The sequence below is a fragment of the Hanamia caeni genome (assembly GCF_003721595.1).
Lineage (GTDB): Bacteria > Bacteroidota > Bacteroidia > Chitinophagales > Chitinophagaceae > Ginsengibacter > Ginsengibacter caeni.
The window spans coordinates 523,799-544,369 of the sequence record NZ_RJJR01000002.1; the positions used below are offsets into that span (position 1 = coordinate 523,799).

Annotated in this window: 13 protein-coding genes; 7 read left to right on the forward strand and 6 right to left on the reverse strand. The window is 38.9% G+C overall.

Annotated elements, in window-relative coordinates; translation table 11 throughout:
- A complete protein-coding gene (locus EFY79_RS05560; RefSeq protein WP_233577927.1) occupies positions 1-3,477 on the forward strand; it encodes a hypothetical protein in 3,477 nt (1,158 codons plus the stop codon).
- A gap of 31 nt (positions 3,478-3,508) precedes the next feature.
- Here the strand turns inward: EFY79_RS05560 and EFY79_RS05565 are convergent, their stop codons facing one another.
- A complete protein-coding gene (locus tag EFY79_RS05565; RefSeq protein ID WP_123119674.1) occupies positions 3,509-4,189 on the reverse strand; it encodes a DUF1345 domain-containing protein in 681 nt (226 codons plus the stop codon).
- Positions 4,190-4,314: 125 nt separating this feature from the next.
- Positions 4,315-4,899, reverse strand: coding sequence for a porin family protein (locus EFY79_RS05570; protein ID WP_148041860.1), 585 nt, complete (start codon positions 4,897-4,899; stop codon positions 4,315-4,317).
- A gap of 182 nt (positions 4,900-5,081) precedes the next feature.
- Here EFY79_RS05570 and trhO point away from each other — a divergent pair, with 182 nt between their 5' ends.
- From trhO to EFY79_RS05600, 6 genes are all read left to right on the forward strand, one after another.
- Positions 5,082-6,125 (forward strand): oxygen-dependent tRNA uridine(34) hydroxylase TrhO, encoded by a 1,044-nt coding sequence (gene trhO / locus EFY79_RS05575; RefSeq protein WP_123119676.1) that lies wholly within the window; start codon positions 5,082-5,084, stop codon positions 6,123-6,125.
- Between the two features lie 40 nt (positions 6,126-6,165).
- Positions 6,166-6,813 carry a hypothetical protein gene (locus EFY79_RS05580; RefSeq protein WP_123119677.1) on the forward strand — a complete coding sequence of 216 codons (648 nt, stop codon included), beginning with the start codon at positions 6,166-6,168 and terminating at the stop codon, positions 6,811-6,813.
- Between the two features lie 233 nt (positions 6,814-7,046).
- Positions 7,047-7,427 (forward strand): DUF6799 domain-containing protein, encoded by a 381-nt coding sequence (locus EFY79_RS05585; RefSeq protein WP_123119678.1) that lies wholly within the window; start codon positions 7,047-7,049, stop codon positions 7,425-7,427.
- Between the two features lie 263 nt (positions 7,428-7,690).
- Entirely contained in the window at positions 7,691-9,133 is a 1,443-nt protein-coding gene (locus tag EFY79_RS05590) for a glycoside hydrolase family 28 protein (protein ID WP_123119679.1), read from the forward strand.
- Between the two features lie 112 nt (positions 9,134-9,245).
- Positions 9,246-11,378, forward strand: a complete 2,133-nt coding sequence (locus EFY79_RS05595; RefSeq protein WP_123119680.1) for a hypothetical protein — start codon at positions 9,246-9,248, stop codon at positions 11,376-11,378.
- A 34-nt stretch (positions 11,379-11,412) separates the two neighbouring features.
- A complete protein-coding gene (locus EFY79_RS05600; RefSeq protein WP_199727444.1) occupies positions 11,413-12,549 on the forward strand; it encodes a glycoside hydrolase family 88/105 protein in 1,137 nt (378 codons plus the stop codon).
- A gap of 33 nt (positions 12,550-12,582) precedes the next feature.
- On the opposite strand, the gene EFY79_RS05605 is transcribed toward EFY79_RS05600, so the two are convergent.
- From EFY79_RS05605 to EFY79_RS05620, 4 genes are all read right to left on the reverse strand, one after another.
- Positions 12,583-13,911: a glycoside hydrolase family 88/105 protein gene (locus EFY79_RS05605; RefSeq protein WP_123119682.1), complete on the reverse strand. Its 1,329-nt coding sequence runs from the start codon at positions 13,909-13,911 to the stop codon at positions 12,583-12,585.
- Between the two features lie 119 nt (positions 13,912-14,030).
- Complete coding sequence (locus EFY79_RS05610) at positions 14,031-16,037, reverse strand: RagB/SusD family nutrient uptake outer membrane protein (RefSeq protein WP_123119683.1); 2,007 nt, start codon at positions 16,035-16,037, stop codon at positions 14,031-14,033.
- A gap of 19 nt (positions 16,038-16,056) precedes the next feature.
- Positions 16,057-19,200 (reverse strand): SusC/RagA family TonB-linked outer membrane protein, encoded by a 3,144-nt coding sequence (locus EFY79_RS05615; protein ID WP_199727445.1) that lies wholly within the window; start codon positions 19,198-19,200, stop codon positions 16,057-16,059.
- A 293-nt stretch (positions 19,201-19,493) separates the two neighbouring features.
- Positions 19,494-20,528 carry a substrate-binding domain-containing protein gene (locus EFY79_RS05620; protein ID WP_123119684.1) on the reverse strand — a complete coding sequence of 345 codons (1,035 nt, stop codon included), beginning with the start codon at positions 20,526-20,528 and terminating at the stop codon, positions 19,494-19,496.
- Positions 20,529-20,571 lie beyond the last annotated feature (43 nt).

The following is a 20,571-nucleotide window of genomic DNA, read 5'->3' on the forward strand; positions in this document are numbered from 1 at the left end:
TTGAAACCAGTAACCTCCCTAATTTTTTTCATTTTCCTCTTTATCTGGATGAATGGTTTTTCGCAGCAAAACCCAGCTTCACTCAGTAACCTGAGAAGTAAAAAAATACCTGCTAGTGTAAGCCCGGTTATTCTCGATACAAACAGCATCATTCCCAACACGCTAATAGTCGCGGGCATTCCAGCCAATGCATACGAAATCGATTATGTGAACGCCTCTTTAATTTGGAAATCGAAAAACCTCCCTGACAGCGTATTGATTTCTTACCGCGTTTTTCCTTATAAACTGAACGCCATAACGCAGCGTTTTAATTATGACAGCATTCGTTTCAATTTTGCTGCCGAAAAGCCATTCGTTCTCAAAAGCAATCAATTTGAAAATAAAATCATTGATTTTGGCAACATCAATTACAATGGAAGCTTTGGCCGCGGGATTACAATTGGTAACAACCAGGACGCGGTAGTAAGTTCTAATTTAAATCTACAACTGAATGGATTTATCGGCGACAGCCTTGAACTTACCGCAGCCATCAGCGATAACAATATTCCCATCCAGCCACAGGGAAATACGCAAAACATCAGGGATTTCGACCGTATTTTTTTGCAAATAAAAAAACATGGCTGGCAGGCCAGCTTTGGCGATATTGATATCAGGCAAAATCAAAACTATTTTCTTAATTTTTCCAAAAGATTACAAGGCGGTTCTTTCTCCACTATTAATTCCATCGGGAAAAACAGTACCAATTCTTTTTTGGCCAGCGGTGCTATTGCCAAAGGCAATTATATGAAAGATATCATAACGCCGCTTGAAGGAAACCAGGGGCCTTATAAACTTTATGGCGCAAATAACGAACTGTATTTTGCTGTATTGGCTGGCACCGAAAAAGTTTTTTTGGATGGCCAGTTGTTAACCCGCGGTGAAGACCGTGATTACATTATTGATTACAATACTGCCGAAATAACGTTTACCGTTAAACGCTTAATTACCAAAGACAGCCGCATACAGGTAGAATTTGAATATTCCAACCAGAATTATTTGAATTCAATGATGTATGCCAACGATGAAATTAATATCAATAATAAGCTGAAATTCAGCATCGGCGCTTATTCCAATGCGGATGCGAAAAACTCTTCTATCAATCAATCGCTGACAACTCCGCAAAAACAATTTCTTTCACAAATTGGAAATCGTATTGACAGCGCAACCTATCCCAATGCAATGCCGGATACATTTTCTGTAAATAAAATTTTGTATAAAAGAACGGATACAATAATCAATGGCGTAAAAGATACCATCTATCAATATTCGGCGAATCAAAAAGATTCATTATACAATCTTTCTTTTACCAATGTCGGCGCTGGCCGCGGAAACTATGTGCCTGTAAATGATGGCAATGCTAATGGAAGGGTTTTTAAATTTGTAGCCCCGCTAAACGGAGAAAAACAGGGGAGTTGGGAACCCGTAATTTTACTTGTGCCTCCTAAAAAGCATGACCTTGTATCCGTAGCGGCCCAATATTATTTTAATCCAAATTCTTCTCTTAAAATAGAAACGGCGCTTAGTAACTATGATGTAAATACTTTTTCAACAAAAGGAAATGACGAAGGCAAGGGCGTAGCAGCAAAAGTGGATTATGCCATTCAGCATCCGCTGTTCAGAAATTTGAAAGAAGGAATCAGTTTTAAAGCAAATGTGGGTTATGAATATGTGCAGGATAAATTTAAGCCTTTGGAAACTTTACGGAATGTTGAATTTAACCGCGATTGGAGTTTGCCTTTTGATGCGCCTGCAGCCACAGAAAATTTAATAACTGCTTCGCTTGAAATGAATGACTTGAAAAATAATTACCTGAGATATGGATTTACCAATTACCATCGAAGTGATGAATTTAATGGCGTAAGAAATGCGATTGAAAACAGGATGGTGATAAACGGATGGCATTTTGATAATAAATTCTATGTCACTAATATTAACAGCCCGGTTCAAACAGGTTCTTATATTAGGCCAACTGTAAATCTTTACCGTTCTTTTGAGCAACTTCAAAATATTCAAATCGGGGCCGCCTATGCTTCAGAAAATAATCAACAGCTTGCAAAAAGCTCAGATACATTAATGCCCATAAGCTTTGCTTTCAATTCCTGGCAGGTGTATGTCAAATCTTCTGAAAAAAAAATAAACAAGTGGGGCATCACCTATTCTACCCGGGAAAATAAAATTCCTTTGGGGAAAAATTTAATCAGCCAGGATGAAAGCCGGAACATGAATGTGATGACAGAGTTGATGAAAAATGAACACCGGCAGTTTCGGCTGAATGTTAGCTACCGTGAATTACAGGTAAACAATAAAAATTATTCAAATGAAAAAAGTGATAAAAGCCTTCTTGGCCGGGCCGAATATGCTATGAATGAATGGAGGGGCTTGCTATCGGGAAATGTTTTGTACGAATTAGGCTCAGGCCAGGAACAAAAAAGGGAATACACTTATATTGAAGTGCCGGCCGGCCAGGGCTATTATACATGGAATGATTACAATGAAGATGGTATTCCGCAGTTAAACGAATTTGAAAGAGCCATGTACCAGGATCAAAAAAAATGGATCCGTGTATTGACGCCCACCAATGAATATGTAAAGGCAAATTACATTCAGTTCAATTACAATTTGAGCATTAATCCTGATAAGGTAATCGGGAAAGAAAAAGTGGGAAAATTAGTAAATTTCGTCAAGAGGTTCAGCAGTAATTCTACCTTACAAATCAACAAAAAAGAAATTTCAAACGGAGGTTTCGAATTTAATCCTTTTCAGAAAAACCTGGTGGATTCGTCTTTGATTTCTTTAACCTCCTTTTTAAGCAATTCAATTTATTTTAATCGCAAAGATCCGGTTTGGGGAATTGACGTAACCCACAGGCTGAACAAAACCAAGTCGCTTTTGAATTATGGGTTTGAAAGTAATTCGCTTCGTGATCTTTCCATCCGCGCGCGATGGAATCTTTCTAAAAATATAGCCACGGGCCTTATCAACAAATATATCCGCAACCAGTTAATCACGCCTTCTTTTACAAACAGAAATTACCGGGTAAATGAGATTTCGGCTGAGCCCACTATCAGCTACATTTATAAAAGTGATTTTCGTGTAAGCCTAATTTATACTTATGATAAAAAGAAAAATTCGATGGGAGGTGCTGAATCTTCTTTGAATAATCAATTAGCGGCGGAAGTAAAATACAACGTGCTTTCAGACGGCACCATAAATGCAAGATTCTCTTTAAACAACATAAACTTTAAGGGCGATGCCAACAGCACAGTGGGATATATTTTATTAAACGGCCTCATGCCGGGGAAAAATTACCTGTGGAATGTAGAATTGACAAAAAGGCTGGCGGGCAATATTGAATTGAATTTGCAATATGATGGTCGCAAGCCTTCCAAAAATTCGGTAATTCATACAGGAAGAGTTGCCATTCGCGCTATCTTTTAATGGCAGTAAACGAACAAATAATCGGAGTTTTTTATGCAAGAATATTGATGGTAAGCGCTATCATGATGGTATCAAAAACAAATGAGAGTATGCCATGTAAAAGAGCCATTCTCCTGAATCGCCGCGACGTAATCTGCACATCCGACACCTGGAAAGTCATCCCCAGCACAAAGGAATAATAAGCAAAATCAAGATAGTCCGGCAAAGTATCTCCGGGGAATTCAAGGCCGCCGGCATGGGTATTCGGCTCGGTTTCATGGTCACCATAAAATATGTGTGCATAGCGCAACGTAAAGCTGGTGTGAATCAAAAGCCACGAAAAAATCATTGCTGCAACTGCGATGGGCAGTTCCCATGCAGCTTTTGATTCACTTTCTTTTTTAGTAACTATTAAAAGCAGCACTGTAAAAAAGCTGGCTAACGTGCAGATTAAAATGATGATAAAAATAACTGACTTGTTTGGGTCCTGCACTTTCGATTGAATTCTTATCTGCTTGGCTGAAGTAATAAAGAAAGTAATCCAGGTCATTATCAACAGGCATAAGCTAAACACATCCCATCCAATAATAACATGCGTAAGCACATCGATATTTTTGATTTCTACAATCAAATACACCGCAATGGCAATGCCCAGGCAAATGAACACTTTTTGAACAGAATTAATTTTTTCGAACGAAGGAACGGGAGGTTTGGAATATTTATTCTTGGCCATGAAAACGCGTTATTTCATCAAATGTAAAAACATTCTTAAAGTGAGATAGAAATAGTTTTTATAAAAAAGCAGCCAGCAATTTTAATAATTGATGGCTGCTAAAGGCTAAAAATTAAAATCTTTCTTTATTTTTTTGTATGTGAAAACTGATAAAAAATGTCAAACTGGAAAACGTTGCTCTTTACTTTCGCAGTCGCATTTTTATAAATATCGCTCATTCCAAAATTGTATCTCGCATCAAAGCCGAATCCCGACCGTAATAAATATCCTACTCCTACAGGAATTGAAAAACCTGCCGTATTCAGGTCGTCTTTGATATCAGTAGAAGTATTGTTGTTCTTATTTTTGGCGCTCATCAGTAAATTTAGCTGAGGGCCTGCTTCGAGCCTGAATCCATTATCAAACATATATTGGGCCAGCAGCGGAATATTTATAAATCCGATGTTGGTGGATACATCGTTATTGGCTTTGCTTTTTGCACCTTCAGCAGAATAATAAAGTTCCGGCTGAATAGCCCACGATTTATTTGCAGTATGGATATGCGCCAGTAAACCAACATTAAAACCGATTTTACTTTGCATATCAGAATTTGCGGGTGTCGAATTTAAAGAAGAAGCATTTAACCCTCCTTTTACTCCGAAATGAACGCCCTGCGATTTTGCGCTTATCATTAAAAATAAGGCGGCAATAAAAAAAATTGTCTTTTTCATAAAGGTACTTTTAAGGTTATTGTTAACTATAATGTCATAATAATTACTCACCCTTAAATCAAATCCCGTTCCTGTTTTTTAAAAATTATGAAACAGGCTATCTTTGTGAATCATTTTACCGCCTTTTTTAAGGTCTGATTCATCCTGTAAATGTCTCAGATAAAACCGGGTAAATGTTTATTATGGCTTTATTACACAATCGTGTTTCTCAAAAGGAACTCAAAAAGTTATTATATGAAGAAACGGAAAGCCGCATTACCGTTTCATTTTATAAATACGCTGCAATCCAAGACCCGCAAGCTTTTCGCGATGAGCTCTATAAAAATCTGAATGACCTGAAGGTTTTTGGGAGAATCTATGTTGCACACGAAGGCGTCAATGCACAGGCAAGCGTGCCTGCTTCCAACTTTGAAAAATTCAAAGAATATTTAAACACCATTTCTTTCTTAAAAGATATCCGGTTAAACGTAGCCGTAGATGATGATGGAAAAAGTTTTTGGGTACTGAAGATAAAAGTGCGCAAAAAAATTGTGGCCGATGGAATAAGCGATCCGGGATTTGACATGAGTAAAAAGGGAAAGTATGTAGATGCGGATTCTTTTAACCAACTCACTTCAGATCCTGAAACGATTGTGGTAGACATGCGCAATCATTATGAATTTGAAGTTGGGCATTTTCAAAATGCCATTGAAATCCCTTCTGATACTTTCAGGCAGCAGCTCCCGATGGCCGTGAACCTGTTGGAAGAAAAGAAAGACAAAAATATCATCATGTACTGCACCGGTGGCATCCGCTGCGAAAAGGCAAGCGCTTACATGCTGCACAAAGGGTTTAAAAATGTGTACCACCTTGAAGGTGGAATTATCCAGTATGCCGCCAAAGTGAAGGAGCAAAAACTACCCAATAAATTTTTAGGTAAAAATTTTGTATTTGATGGACGGCTTGGCGAAAAAATAGGTGATGAAATTATCAGCCATTGTCATCAATGTGGCGCTCCATGCGATACGCACACCAATTGTGCAAATGAAGCGTGCCACCTTCTTTTTATTCAGTGTGAATCTTGCGCAAAAAAATATGAGGGCTGCTGCAGCGAAAAATGCAGGGCTGAAAACCAACTGCCGGAAGAAGAAAAAAAGCTAAACAGAAAGGGCAAAAAAAATGGGATGATGATATTTAATAAGTCGCGAAAAAGAATGGAAAACCTGATGGAAAATAAAAATTTTTGAATTAAACAGTTTATTAAATTGCATTCCAAAAACTACGTTTATGAAAACTACAATTCTAATTTTTTCGCTTTTTTTCTTTGTGTCTCACACTTCATTTGCCCAATTTGAAGCCGCAAAACAAACCTATTCTGCGCCCAATTTAAAATCTGAAATTGAAAAGCAAAAGACAGTTGCCATATTGCCTTATGATGTGGCTATCGTGTATAAACGTGTTCCCAAACATTATGATTCGTCGGCTACTAAAAGCGAGGAGCAAAGTCTTAAGACAAATCTTCAATCTTCTATGTATACCTATTTGCTGCGGAAAGCAGATAAATATACAGTAACCTTCCAGGATCCTACGCGAACAAATGCGCTGTTAAAAGCCAAAGGGGTTTATGATCAATTGGATTTGCTTACCCAGGATTCAATTTGTAAAATTTTGGGTGTGGATGCGGTTATTAAGTGCAAATATGATTACGAAAAAACAGCTTCTGAGGGTGCCGCTATTGCCAAAACAGTTTTATTTGGAAGTCTCGGTAGCAAAACGGGAAGCGGCGCGCTAACGCTGCAAATTTACAATGGCGCCGATGGCAATTTGCTGTGGCGTTTTTATAAAGCTATGAATGATGATGTAATGAGCTCAACCGATGAACTGATAACAAGGATGATGAAAAAAGTAGCAAGGAATTTCCCTTACGAAAGATAAATAAACAAATATTGCTCAAAAAAATCCTGGGTTGTTGCCGCAGGATTTTTTTTGAAATGCACTTTAGGAAGTTTTAAAAAAGAACCCGGAGAACTTTAGTGTAGGCATGCAACTGCATGCGAAAATGTTTAAAACATTCCACAAATATTCCTAATTAAAGGCAGGGATGCACTTTACGCCGGCGATGGTATAGGTTTTGACGTATCTATCCTGAAACTTAAAAATTTTAAATTATGAAAGCCATCAGTCTTTTTATTGTCGCTATTGCTTTTTGCTTTAGCGCCTCAGCCCAGGTAAGCAATGAAGCCACCCCTTCACAAAAGCATCATCAAAATATGCAATCAAACAATCACACTTATTACACGATGCAAGACGGTAAATTGATGATGAGCAACAATGGCACGATGAGCGCCGTAGACAATGATGTGACCCTAAGCAACGGAACCACCATTTCAACCACCGGAAAAGTGACCTGGAAAAGTGGGAAAACTGAAAATCTGCAAAGCGGTCAAAGAATAGGAAGCAGTGGTAAAATTTGGGGCGAAAACCACAGTAAAGGAAAGATGCATATGCCGATGAAGCAACAAGGAAGCCGTGTAGATAGTACCCGGTAGAATGTTAGCTTTTTTAGTTAAAAATCTTTCTAGAGGCCGCTGTCGTGCGGTCTCTATTTTTTATAAAAGATTTTTTCCCGATTATAGATTCTGCAAGGATGGGTTACAATAAATCGCAGCATTAAAAAAAATGTTTATTTTCCTGCATTCCAAACTACTTTTGAAAAGTGTTCACGCTTTACCTACGCTACAACATGTATGTGCAGTACGCCTGAACCATTTTTTTTACGCAAATTGAAATTCTTTTTAACAATGCCTGCATCATGAAAATAAAAAATCCACCTATTTGTTTGTTTACTGCTGTTCTTTTAATGTGTAACCATTTTTCTTTTGCACAAAAAGATTCGGTTGTAGCAATGAGCTGGACCTCACAAGCAGGCGCTAAACAATTTCCTTCCGCGACTAAAGTTTTTATCGTAAAAGCAAAAAGCGATACATCGAAAGTTATTTCAAAACAAATACAGGAGGCAATAGATAAGTGTGCAAAAAGTGGCGGCGGGGTGGTGGCCTTTAATTCTGGCACTTATGTAACCGGTGCAATCTATCTGAAAACAAATGTGCATTTACGTATAGGCAAGACCGTTACATTGCTTGGCTCACAAAATTTTGCCGATTATCCTGAAATCAATACGCGCATTGCGGGCATAGAAATGAAATGGCCGTCGGCGCTGATAAATGTGATTGACGCAAAAAATGCCGCTGTTACGGGCGAAGGAGTGGTGAATGCAAGAGGAAAATTTTGTTGGGATAAATATTGGGCGATGCGCAAAGATTACGACAGCAAAGGTCTGCGCTGGATTGTGGATTATGATGCAAAAAGAGTAAGGACTTTGCTGGTGCAAAATTCTTCCGATGTAACACTGAAAGGCATCACTTTGAAAAATGCTGGTTTTTGGACAGTACAGATTTTATATTCCGACCATGTAACTGTTGACGGATTGGTTATCCGCAATAATGAAGATGGCCATGGGCCGAGCACTGACGGTGTTGACATCGATTCTTCAACGTGGGTGCTTGTGGAGAATTGCGATATTGATTGCAATGATGATAACATTTGTTTGAAAGCGGGCCGTGACTGGGATGGGCTTCGTGTAGATAAACCGTGCGAATACATTGTGATAAGAAAATGTTTGGCACGCAGGGGAAGTGGCCTCGTGACGCTTGGCAGTGAAACTTCCGGTAGTATCAGGCATGTGCTCGCTACTGGCCTTTTTGCAAAACACACCGACAATGGTTTACGGATTAAATCGGCATTCACGCGCGGCGGCACGATTGAAGACATTCATTTTACCAACACCGTTCTCGATTCTGTCAACAATGCATTCCAGGTGAATTTAAACTGGAATCCTTCCTACAGTTATTCTGAATTACCGGAAGGCTACGATTATGATTCCATTCCGGATTATTGGAAAGCGATGTTACACAAAGTGGAACCGCCGGAGAGAGGAATTCCGCATGCAAAAGATGTGTATGTAGAAAATGTAAAAGTCACCCATGCGAATCATGCATTTGTTGGCTCAGGCTATGAAAAATCTGTGTTGGAAAATTTTGTTTTTACCAATTGTGATATTTCCGCCGCGGCAATTGGCCTGTTTGAATTTACCAAAGATTGGAAATTCAATAATGTAAAACTTACCATCGATAAAAGACAGAATATTTCAGTGGATTCAAATGGCAAGGCCAACCAGGAGAGATTAAAAAATTAAAATAAATATTCCTTTTCAAAAATTAAGATGCTTAAGATGTTCCTGATAGGGGTTAGGGTGAAGTTCTGACGATTTTCTCCTCCGAAAGTGAATCAAACAAAGTAATAGTTAAATGAAAAGTAAAATAAAGATCTTCATTATTTATTTGTTTACTGTGTATAACGGCCATGCACAAACGAAAATTGACCGTTATGCTTTGGTGCATCGCCATAACGTTATCAACAATCATTTTGATTCGTTGTCTTCTCTTTCAGTGGGCAATGGCCGTTTTGCTTTCACGGTTGACGTTACGGGCTTGCAATCCTTTCCCAATGCTTATGCCAACGGCGTTCCGCTGGGAACGGAAAGCGAATGGGGATGGCATAGTTTTATCAATTCCAATCATTACCAATTTGATGAAACCTTAAAAAATTATTTTTTACATGGAAGAAATATTCCTTATTCCGTGCAAATAAAAAAGCCTGAAAGAAATAAAGAGGCAGTAAACTGGTTCCGGCAAAATCCACACCGTCTTCAGTTGGGAAATATCGGTTTTGAAATCTTAAAAAAAGATGGAAGGAGCGCTGCCATAGATGATATCAAAAATATTCAGCAAACACTTGATTTGTGGACCGGTGAAATTCATTCCAAGTTTACCGTTGAAAACATTCCTGTAGAGGTAATCACTTTTTGTCATCAGCAAAGAGATGCCATTGCAGTCAAAGTAATTTCGCCTTTAATAAAACAAAAAAAATTATTCATTCGCCTTCGCTTTCCTTACCCCACGGGTGATTGGGCCGATATGGGAAATAATTTTACAAATGATGAGAAGCATTCTTCCTCCATCATTTCTTTGGAAAACAACGGCGCTTTATTTAAGCATGCTTTAGATACTACGACTTATTTCGTAGATGCAAAATGGAAGGCAGTTGCTTCTGTAAAAGAAAAAAGCCCGCATTATTTTATCATCACTCCCGGCGCGGCGAACGAGTTTGAAATCACATTTCAATTCGATCAAAATAAGAAACAAAATAAAATTCCTTCTTTCGGGGAAACTGCAATTAATAATAAAACCGAATGGAAAAAATTTTGGGAAAGCGGCGGTGCGGTTGACTTTAGCCAGTGCATAGATTCGAGAGCATTTGAGTTGGAAAGAAGAGTGGTTCTATCCCAATACCTCACTAAAATTCAATGTGCTGGAGATTATCCGCCGCAGGAAACAGGACTGACTTATAACAGTTGGTATGGAAAATTTCACCTTGAAATGCATTGGTGGCATGGCATTCATTTTTCTTTATGGGGAAGAAATAATTTATTGGAGCCAACTTTATCGTGGTATAAAAACGTAGCACCCAAAGCAAAACAAATTGCAGAAAGGCAAGGCTACAAGGGAATCCGCTGGCAAAAGATGACTGACAATGAAGGTGAAGAAAGCCCTTCCTCTGTGGGTGCGTTTTTAATCTGGCAACAACCGCATTTTATTTATTTTGCGGAATTGTGTTATCGCGAACACCCGGACGTGAAAACATTGGAAAAATACAAAGACCTTGTTTTTGCCACGGCTGATTTTATGGCTTATTTCGCCTGGTATGATTCAGCAAAACAAAAATATATTTTGGGCAAGGGTGTCATTCCTTCGCAGGAGAGATTCAAAGCAACGGAAACTTTTAATCCCACTTTTGAATTGTGCTACTGGCATTGGGCATTAAGTGTAGCGCAGCAATGGAGAAAAAGATTGCATTTGTCCGCGAATAAAAAATGGGATGACGTTTTGAAAAATTTATCTCCGTTGCCTGTTCAGGGCGATAAATATTTATTCACTGAAAGCGCCAAAGATTCTTATACCAACCCTGAATACAGAACCGATCATCCTTCAGTTTTTGGAGCGTTTGGTATGTTACCGCAAACAGGAATGGTGGACACAACTATTATGCACAACACGTTTAACTGGATTTGGAATAACTGGACATGGACTAAGACCTGGGGATGGGATTTCCCAATGACGGCCATGACGGCCACACGGTTAGGCCTGCCCGAAAAAGCGATTGATGCGTTGCTCATGCCGATTCAAACAAATACTTATTTGAACAATGGGCAAAACTGCCAGGATGAACGATTAACTATTTATCTTCCGGGCAATGGTGGCTTGCTCGCTGCAATAGCGATGATGTGTGCAGGTTATGACGGATGTAAAACAATAAATCCAGGCTTTCCAAAAAATGGAAAATGGGAAGTGAAATGGGAAGGCTTGAAAAAGATGCCCTAAAAATATTTTAATTAATTAAATAAAAATGGTCATTATGAAAAAGATTTTTTTAATAATTATAGCGGCTTTAATTTCTATTTCGTTGCAAACATTTGCGCAGAAAATACCATCGAAAAAAGAAGTTTTAAAAGTTGCAGAATTAGCGAACAGTTATTTCATGAATAAATGGCCCGACCCGGGAACTGAAATACCAATTCCTGCAAAAAATAAAATTTACCCCACCAATATCTGGACACGTGCGGTTTATTATGAAGGTTTAATGGCCTTGTATGATATAGATAAAAAGAAAAAATATTATGATTATGCAGTGGAATGGGGTGATAAACATGATTGGAATTTAAGAGGCGGTATAGCAACGAGGAACGGCGACAACCAGGCGTGTGGGCAAACCTATATTGACTTGTATCTTTTAGATAAAAAAGAAGAAAGAATAAAAAATATAAAAGCCTCTATTGATTCTATGATGGCGACTGATAAAATAGATGACTGGTGGTGGATAGACGCCTTGCAGATGGCAATGCCTGTTTTTGCGAAGTTAGGAAGTGTTTATAAAGACACTTCCTATTTTAACCGCATGTATAACATGTATGCCTACACGAAATTTAAGCAGGGCGGAAATGGATTGTATAATCCTGCTGACGGATTATGGTGGAGAGATAAAGATTTTGTGCCGCCATACAGGGAACCCAACGGCAAAAATTGTTACTGGAGCCGGGGCAATGGCTGGGTGGTAGCGGCTTTGGTGAGGGTATTAAATGTGTTGCCAAAAAGTGATCCTCATTTCGATGAATATCTGAATGATTATAAAAGTATCATGAATGCAATAGTTCCTCTTCAAAGAAATGATGGCTCATGGAATGTAAGCCTGATGGATTCTACGCATTTCGGAGGAAAAGAATTGACGGGCACTGCATTGTTTACGTATGGAATGGCGTGGGGCATTAACAATGAGTTTCTCAACAGAAAAAAATTTTTACCTGTGGTTGTAAAAGCATGGAATGCGTTGCAAAGCTGCGTTCATGAAAATGGCTTTTTGGGTTATGTGCAGGGCACTGGGAAAGAGCCCAAAGACAGCCAGCCCGTAGGTTACCACCATGTTCCTGATTTTGAAGATTTTGGTCTCGGATGCTTTTTACTGGCAGCAAGCGCAGTGTATAAACTTAAAAGGTAGCTGTGCAGTATTTAAAAAAGTTTTCAAGAAAGCTCACTTTTGATATTGCAATGAGCTATCGTTCATTTCAAATTTATTTTTTGATACGAGTTCATACATTTCAGCGCCGGCATAAATCACAGGACCATAACCGTGGGCGGCGAAAACATTTGTTGGGCGGTAATAGTAGAATAATGGGTCGAAGGCCATTCCGGTTCCAACGCATGTTCCTTCCACCTGCCCTTTGTCATTGATTTTTGTAGTAACAGCGTTCCAGGCCAACATTGCCATTGGGGCATACGTAACCGGATCAATCCATCCCTCATTGCAGGCATGCGCAATGCAATAAGCATAAATGGCGGTGGCAGAGGTTTCTAAATAACTATCGTTTTTATCCAGCAACTGGTGCCACATCCCATTTGACGATTGATAGGAAGCGATCCCTTTTGACAGGGCTTTAAATTGTGTCAACACCTCTTTTCTTCCCGGATAATTTGCCGGCAATACATCCAGCAATTCCGTCATCGCCAGCAAAGCCCATCCGTTTGCGCGCGCCCAGTGAAACTCCGGATGCGTTTCCATACTTTCCACCCACCCATGCATGTATAAATTTTTTTCTTTATTAAACATGCGCTTGCTATAAGATTTGATTTGAAGAATCGCATCATCAAAATATTTTTTATCGCCGGTAAATTTGCCCATTTGCGCCAACGCAGGCACGCCCATATATAAATCATCCAGCCAGAGCGTATTTTTTTGTGGCCGGTTCCTTGCCAGCGTTCCATCAGAAAAACGATACTGCTTTCTGGCAATCCAATTGATGTACGTATTTATTTGTGGCTTCAAATCTCCATTGATACCGGCGCGGGTGGCTTTAATCATCGCGGCACACATCGCACCGGCATCGTCGAGCGCATGCGGGTCAATCGGTTGACGTAAAGGATAGGATGTATTTTGATAGGCACCTTCTTCTTTTAATTTTTTTATCACCGGCGCCCATTTGGCGATAAAAGAAAACCGGTCTTTCACATAATCCGCATATTTTTTTTCATCAAAAATTTTTGATGCGGATAAAAGCGCTGAATAGGTAACGCCCCATTCGTAACTCGTGATGGAAAAATCGCCTTGTTCCATCACGGTGTTTCCATCAGCTTTAGAAATATCATTAACAGGAGAGCCGGTTTGCTTATCGATCATTTGGGCAGGCGTGACCGCTTCAATATAATCAAATACCTTATCTACAAAACTTTTAATTTCTTCCTTTGGCATAGCGCTATACCGGATTGGATAGCCTGGTTGTGATTGATGCAGTGATGCATCTTTTTGGGCATTCATTGCAAAAGGAAAACCCAAAAGGAACAGTAAAAGAATTTTTTTTGCCATTTTTTATTTTTTAAAAGTGGTAAAAAAGGATAGCTTTCAGAAAGCCTGTCATGAGGTTTAATTTCAAAAAAAAGGATGGGCAATTTGTTTGACCATCCTTATGATAATATCAATAATTCTTAATAACCAGGGTTTTGCATGGCTTGTTTTTGATCAGGAGTCAAAGCCTTTCCCCCACTTTGAATACCATCGAGAAAGGTCTGTGGTATTGGCCTGAGAACATGGAAATCTTGAATATGCGCGGCCGCTTCGGGATTAAAAGCCTTAGCGCGGGCAACCAACGTTTTAGTACGTGATAGATCCTCCCAGCGCTTATATTCTCCCATTAATTCACGGGAACGTTCATCCAAAACCAGGCACATCATTTTATCATACTGATCCGATAATCCTAAGGTGTTTATAATATATTCATCTTGTGCGGGCAAAGAAGCTATATCATTGATAGCCAAACTTTCAGATGCCGCAGTAGTCACAGGGATATTATTGGATTCATAGTATGAATTTCCCGGGTAAAAAGAGTTTCCTACGCCTGCCGGTTGAAGTGACGGTGACTGTAAGGTATTACCTCCGTCATTATAGGCAGCCCTGTTTTCGCCACTAGCGTATTGGGCACGGGTACGAACAGCATTAATATCGGGCAAGGCATCACTATAACTACCCTGGCCAGCTTTGGCTAACCTGATTTTAGCCTCAGCAGCAATTAAATAAGTTTCGGCAGAACGGGCTAAAATGAAATCTCTATGACCGGCAACATCGTTTAATGCATTTCTTGATCCGTCAATGTATTTGCTTAAAGATGGAAAACTTTGGCCAGCCGTTGTCAAATCAGTATTCAGGGCACCATTTGTTGTGGTACCATTAGGATAAGCCACATAGGTAGTTGGTATTGGCCTCCCCGTTCCATTAACATCCATAACAAGATTACTTCCTGAGGTCGCTTTAGAAATTTTTGACAAGGCAAAACGTGTATCACCTGGCTGATCAATTACAAACATAATTCCCAAATCCCCCTGGACATTTGGAGCAACAGGCTTAGCGCCATTTAAAGCACTTTTAGTTCTAAAGGATTTCCAAAATCTTGAATCATTAACCATATCATACAAATGATAATCATAATAAGTAGTCGCTAATCTGCTATAGGGCCTGTCGCCGGTTAAATCCCTGGCCATTTGATCCTGAACATCATACCTTGAAACGAAATACAAATGTTGGGTATTCCCATTTCCAAGATTGGTATTAACGTCATTAGTAAATTGAGCAGAAAGAATAACTTCCGGTAAAGCTTCATTTTCAGAATTGATGCCGGTAAAATTCCAAAGGTTGGCAAAATTTTGAGCCAATGGATGATTAGCGATTACCTGGTCACATAGAGTAACAGCCCTTGTCAAATCAGAAGTTATTGTAGCAGAGTTCCAATCGCTATTAATTTCGCTTGACCTTGACAGATAAGCTTTTGCCAAATAATGAGCTGCTGCATCCTGTGTAATATGATACGGGCTTCCAGAGGTTGGCAACAGGTTATAAGCACTATCCAGATCAGTTATAATCTGGGTAAAAACATCCTGTGCAGAGGCCCGGGTAAATTCAAGAGTTACTGCTGTTGTTGGGTTAGTTACCAGTGGAACACCGCCATATTGAGATACTAATCTTAAATAGCTGTATCCACGCATAAAAAGTCCTTCTCCCAATGATGTTTTTTTAACGGCATCAGAAGTAGAAGTGCTATTCCTGGCGTTTTGAATTAATAAATTAGCATCTCCTATGGCTGTATATAGCGCGTCCCATTGGCTATTAGCCAAAGACGTATTTCCATTAACAGGAGTAATTGCGGAATTAAAAGTTTGATCATAGTTGTTCCAGGGTGAATTGGAAGGGTCACCACCAACATGAAATTCGTCAGTTCCATAATTAGTGGCAGAATAATACCATTCCCCGTTTTCGGGAACAGCAAAAGTCTGGTAATAAGTACCCACTGCCAATTGCAATATGCCTTCATCGGTTTTATAAAAATCAGTAGTTCTTGCTGTTGTAAGTTTTTCTTCTAAAAAATTCTTTTTGCAAGAGGTGCCTGTAAAAAGCAGCGCCGCAATTATGATTATTTTATTCAAATTATTATAGTTATTCATAACAAACAATTTATTAGTTTTAAAATGAGGCATTGATTCCAAGGGTGATGCCCCTGTTCCATGTTGGGCTAACTACGTCCATATCAAGAAACTTAATTTGAGAATACAGCATTCCGGGATTCTGCACTTGCGCATACGCCTTTAAATTGGAAATCCCTATTCCGGACAATGTTTTATTGCTGAAATTATATCCCAATGATATGTTCCGGATTTTGATAAATGAAGCATTCATATAACCTAATGAAGGAAAATAAGGATCCCCTGCTGCGTTGCCCGCATTAAATATTGGTTTTTGAAAGTAAGCATTGGTATTATTTTCATTATAATAATCTATTTGCCTGGTAACAGTACGGGCAGCTTCACCCTCGCCTCCATAACTATACATATAATGCAATCTTCCGTACAGGAAAAAGGATAATTCTAATCCTTTATAATTAATTGTATTAGTCATACCAACTATCCAACGCGGCCTGGTCCATCCAATAATCTGGCGATCATTGTTTGGGTCAATTTTATAATCGCCATTAACGTCCTGGACCTTTACACTGCCCGGAGTAAATGCATTACCATTTGCATTGAACTGTTTGTAATTTGATGAATCGCCGGCATGCCATAAACCTAAAGCCTTATACCCATAAATTACACCAAGTGGTTGGCCGGGAAACCAGAGATTGCTTATATCCGGTTGAGTTCCATTTGATAAGGATACAATATGATCTTTTTGCCATGATGCATTCAAAGTGGTTGTCCAGCTTAAATCTTTTTGCCGGATGTTTACAGTTGTTATAGATATGTCTATACCGTTGTTAGCGGTTTTACCAATGTTTTCATAAGTAGTCGTGTAGCCTGTAACACTTGGAATATTAGCCTGTAACAACAAATCTGAGGTACTGGAAGTATATACATCTACACTTCCTGATACTCTCCTGTTAAATAATGAATAATCTATACCAAGATTATATTGAGTTGTTTTTTCCCATCCCAATGCCTTGTTTGCAAAAACAGTACTTGGTATGGAACCGGCTGTGCTTGCGGTATAAAAAGGATAAAAAAGTGATGTTATTCCACCCTGTGTTTGATAAGGAGAAACTGCCGAATTTCCTGTAACGCCAGCCCCGACTCTTAGTTTCAATTCATTTATCCACCTTGTATTCATGAAGTTTTCATTGCTGATTCTCCAGGCTAATGCTGCAGAAGGAAACAAAGTGTATTTATGTCCCTCCGCAAGTACAGAAGAACCATCCTGGCGCGCTGAAACTGTTAGCAAATATTTGTCCTTAAAGCTATAATTAATTCTTGCCATATAGGACAAAAGCTGTTGCTTAATAATATTAGAAGAAGAACTTAATTGGCCCGTTACAGTACCACTTGTTAATGCATTCCATAATTGAGAAGACAGAGGGACACCATTACCTGTTATATTACTTGTTTCCTGTGTATAGCCCGTTTGACTTTGTAATAATGTTAACCCAAAAGTATGTTCACCGAAGTCCCTGTCATAATAGAGCAAATTATCTAATGTATATGAATAGGTGCTGGTTTTGGTAAGGGAAGCATAGCTGCTGCTGCCTCCGTTAGCCACTGAGTTAGCATCAATATAAACCCCATCGCGATAATAAGACAGATCCGGGCCAAAGTTCAGGCGATACTTCAATCCCTTTAATACCGGTGAAATTGAACCAAAATCTATTTGGCCATAAAAACTTCCAAAAGCTCTCAAGGTTACTCTTTCATCTATATTATATTTCCATTCATCAATAATGGTCTTCACAGAATTGTCACCTCCGGGATATGAGATCCTGTTGCCGGCTGAATCATAGGGCACCGCAAATGGGAATATTTGTCTTGCGGATTCATATAATCCTCCCTGGGGAGAACCTACGGTAGAAACCCCGCTGCCCGATTGCCCATATTCCTGTTTGTTGTAATTAACATTAATATGGCTCCCAAGAGTAAACCATTTTGTAGCTGTGATATCCACGTTCGTATTGGCAGTGTATCTTTCAAATGATTGGCCTTTTATAGTTCCTGTATTATTCAAATAGCCAAAAGAGCCATACGCCTTAATCTTATCTGTTCCGCCACTTACACTGATTGTATTATCTGTAGTCAATGATTGTTGTTTAACCATACTTCGCCAATCTGTGGTGGCAACTTTGGAAGGATCCCATGTTCCGCCTGCCCATCCCTGTGCGATATTGGCCCATGCATAAGGGTCGGCCGTTGCACTAAAATAAGTTCTGTCCTGTTCCAGAGTCGGTTGATCGCCTCTGGTGTATGGATTAATACCTGTGTTACGATATTGGGTTGTATTAAAACCGGCATAATAATATGCCCAGCGGCGAAAAGTAATAAAATCTGCGGCATTAAACATTTTTTCATTATCCATCAAATTCTCCCAGGTAAATGAACTGTTGAGGTTTAATACGGTTTTTCCTGTTTTAGCTTGTTTCGTAGTCACAATAACAACGCCATTGGCGCCGCGCGAACCATAAATAGCAGTGGCGGAAGCATCTTTTAAAACATCAATTGACTGTATATCACTTGGATTGATATTTTCAATTCCCCCGGTAATCAAGGGAATCCCATCTACTACATATAGAGGGGAATTCGAAGCTGTCAATGAACGTACGCCACGGATAGTAATACTGCCGAGGGTTCCGGGGCGTTCATTAGAGGTTATATCCACACCCGCAACTTTACCCTGCATCGCTTCCAGGGCATTATTAACAGGGCGTGATTGAATTTCCTTTTGACTTATACCTGATACTGCGCCGGTTAAATCGCTTTTTTTAACGGTTCCATATCCCACCACCACCACTTCGCCCAATTCTTTGCTGCTAATCGACAGAGTGACGTTCAGGTTATTAGAATTTTGAGTTACATCTATTTCTTTATCAGCATAACCCACGTGGCTAATTACCAAAATAGCCCTGGGCTTATTTATGGTGATTTTAAATTGCCCTGCAGCATCGGTAGCCACACTTTCGTTAGAATTTTTTACATTAAGAACCACGCCTTCCAGGGGCTCTCCTTTTTCATTAGAAACAGTTCCACTAATAACATGGGTAGATTGCTGAGCGTAAAGTGCCTGCTGAAAAACGGTTAACAGGATAGCGAGTATTAAAAACATCCGCTTTAATGCACAAAATTTTTTGGTCATTTAATTTTGATTTTAAAATGAAAATTTAGTCCGGTTTACGAACGATTCAAGCAATAAAGATTTCAGGCCGTTAAGATATGTCTTTTTTACAAATATTTAAAAAAGTAAATTTAGCCAACCAGCCGTAATGACTGTCCTGTCCCATCCTGCAAAGAAATCTATCCGCAAAAGCTAAAAATTTTCCGAACAATTTTTTAGCAGGTTTGCGGGATTAAAAGCCAGCAATGACAATTAAATTAGGATGATTGTATTTGGCATTGCATACAACCAGTTTATTATGACGCTCCGGTAAATCAGAGCGAGTTTCTTAATGTGAGGGAAAAAGGCACTTCTTTCTGTTCTTTGCTGTTATTTAAGACCAAATCGGCGGCCATTTCACCCATTTTTTTAAAATCAGAAGAAATAGTTGTAATGCCATTGAGCATAAAACGTTTCCAGGGTGTTTCATTATAAGAAATGATGCCAATGTCTTTTCCTACCTTTAAATCCGTTCCCTGTATTTTCCCCAACAAAATAACCAGGTCGTCTTCCATAAGATTAATAAATGCTTCACCGCGACTCACTTTTTCCTTTTCAATATTTTGGACTACCTTATGATTGAATGCATACTCACTGCAGAAGGAATGAAAGCCTTTCAGGATCTCTACCGGATGATAAGTATATTCGGGAAAAACAATTTTAATAGTCTGGTATTTACTCAATTGAGGAAGCGACGCCTTTAGTGCCCGATAAATATCCTGTTCGAAATTCTCATGAACTGCGCCATATTCCCTGTCGATACCGGAAATGGATTTATCCAATAAAATTAATTGACCTTTTTTAATTTCATTAATAACCTCATTGGCTTTGTCACCCCCTTCCAAAAAATGGGGGATAATTACATAATGCGTATAATCATTGTCTTTATTTTTCTGCATCAATTTTTTAAAAAGAGAAAAATTATTATTGTAAATGAAAAAATCAATAGCAGCCCGGTCGCCTAATCTGGATGCGAAAGAATCATAAATGATTTTTTTATGTACGCTCAGTTTATTGAACAGTAGAAAAACTTTTATAGATTGTTTAAAATGAGTGTTGGCAATAAAATATCCTTTGCCGGGAACAGAACCAATTACGCCGCGGGATTTTAAGTAACGTAGCGCTTTTTCTGCCGTATCACGTGATATTTCAAGCTCATACGTTAAATCGTTTATAGAAGGTAGCAAGTAATCTTTTGTAACAGCATTTATTTGTACAGCATGCATAACACAATTAGCTATCTGCAGATACTTTGGAGTGATAGATTCCTCATTTATTTTTAAAAACTGGTATATATTTTCTGAAGCCATTGCCGATCGATTTCTTATAAATGTATTGTATTATTTACTGAGT

Excerpts from the sequence above, each read along its gene's own strand:
- EFY79_RS05620 (WP_123119684.1), bottom strand. The coding sequence starts at position 20,528 with ATGGCTTCAGAAAATATATACCAGTTTTTAAAAATAAATGAGGAATCT.
- trhO (WP_123119676.1), top strand. The coding sequence starts at position 5,082 with ATGGCTTTATTACACAATCGTGTTTCTCAAAAGGAACTCAAAAAGTTA.
- EFY79_RS05580 (WP_123119677.1), top strand. The coding sequence starts at position 6,166 with ATGAAAACTACAATTCTAATTTTTTCGCTTTTTTTCTTTGTGTCTCAC.
- EFY79_RS05585 (WP_123119678.1), top strand. The coding sequence starts at position 7,047 with ATGAAAGCCATCAGTCTTTTTATTGTCGCTATTGCTTTTTGCTTTAGC.
- EFY79_RS05590 (WP_123119679.1), top strand. The coding sequence starts at position 7,691 with ATGAAAATAAAAAATCCACCTATTTGTTTGTTTACTGCTGTTCTTTTA.
- EFY79_RS05615 (WP_199727445.1), bottom strand. The coding sequence starts at position 19,200 with ATGACCAAAAAATTTTGTGCATTAAAGCGGATGTTTTTAATACTCGCT.
- EFY79_RS05610 (WP_123119683.1), bottom strand. The coding sequence starts at position 16,037 with ATGAATAACTATAATAATTTGAATAAAATAATCATAATTGCGGCGCTG.
- EFY79_RS05565 (WP_123119674.1), bottom strand. The coding sequence starts at position 4,189 with ATGGCCAAGAATAAATATTCCAAACCTCCCGTTCCTTCGTTCGAAAAA.
- EFY79_RS05605 (WP_123119682.1), bottom strand. The coding sequence starts at position 13,911 with ATGGCAAAAAAAATTCTTTTACTGTTCCTTTTGGGTTTTCCTTTTGCA.
- EFY79_RS05600 (WP_199727444.1), top strand. The coding sequence starts at position 11,413 with ATGAAAAAGATTTTTTTAATAATTATAGCGGCTTTAATTTCTATTTCG.
- EFY79_RS05595 (WP_123119680.1), top strand. The coding sequence starts at position 9,246 with ATGAAAAGTAAAATAAAGATCTTCATTATTTATTTGTTTACTGTGTAT.
- EFY79_RS05570 (WP_148041860.1), bottom strand. The coding sequence starts at position 4,899 with ATGAAAAAGACAATTTTTTTTATTGCCGCCTTATTTTTAATGATAAGC.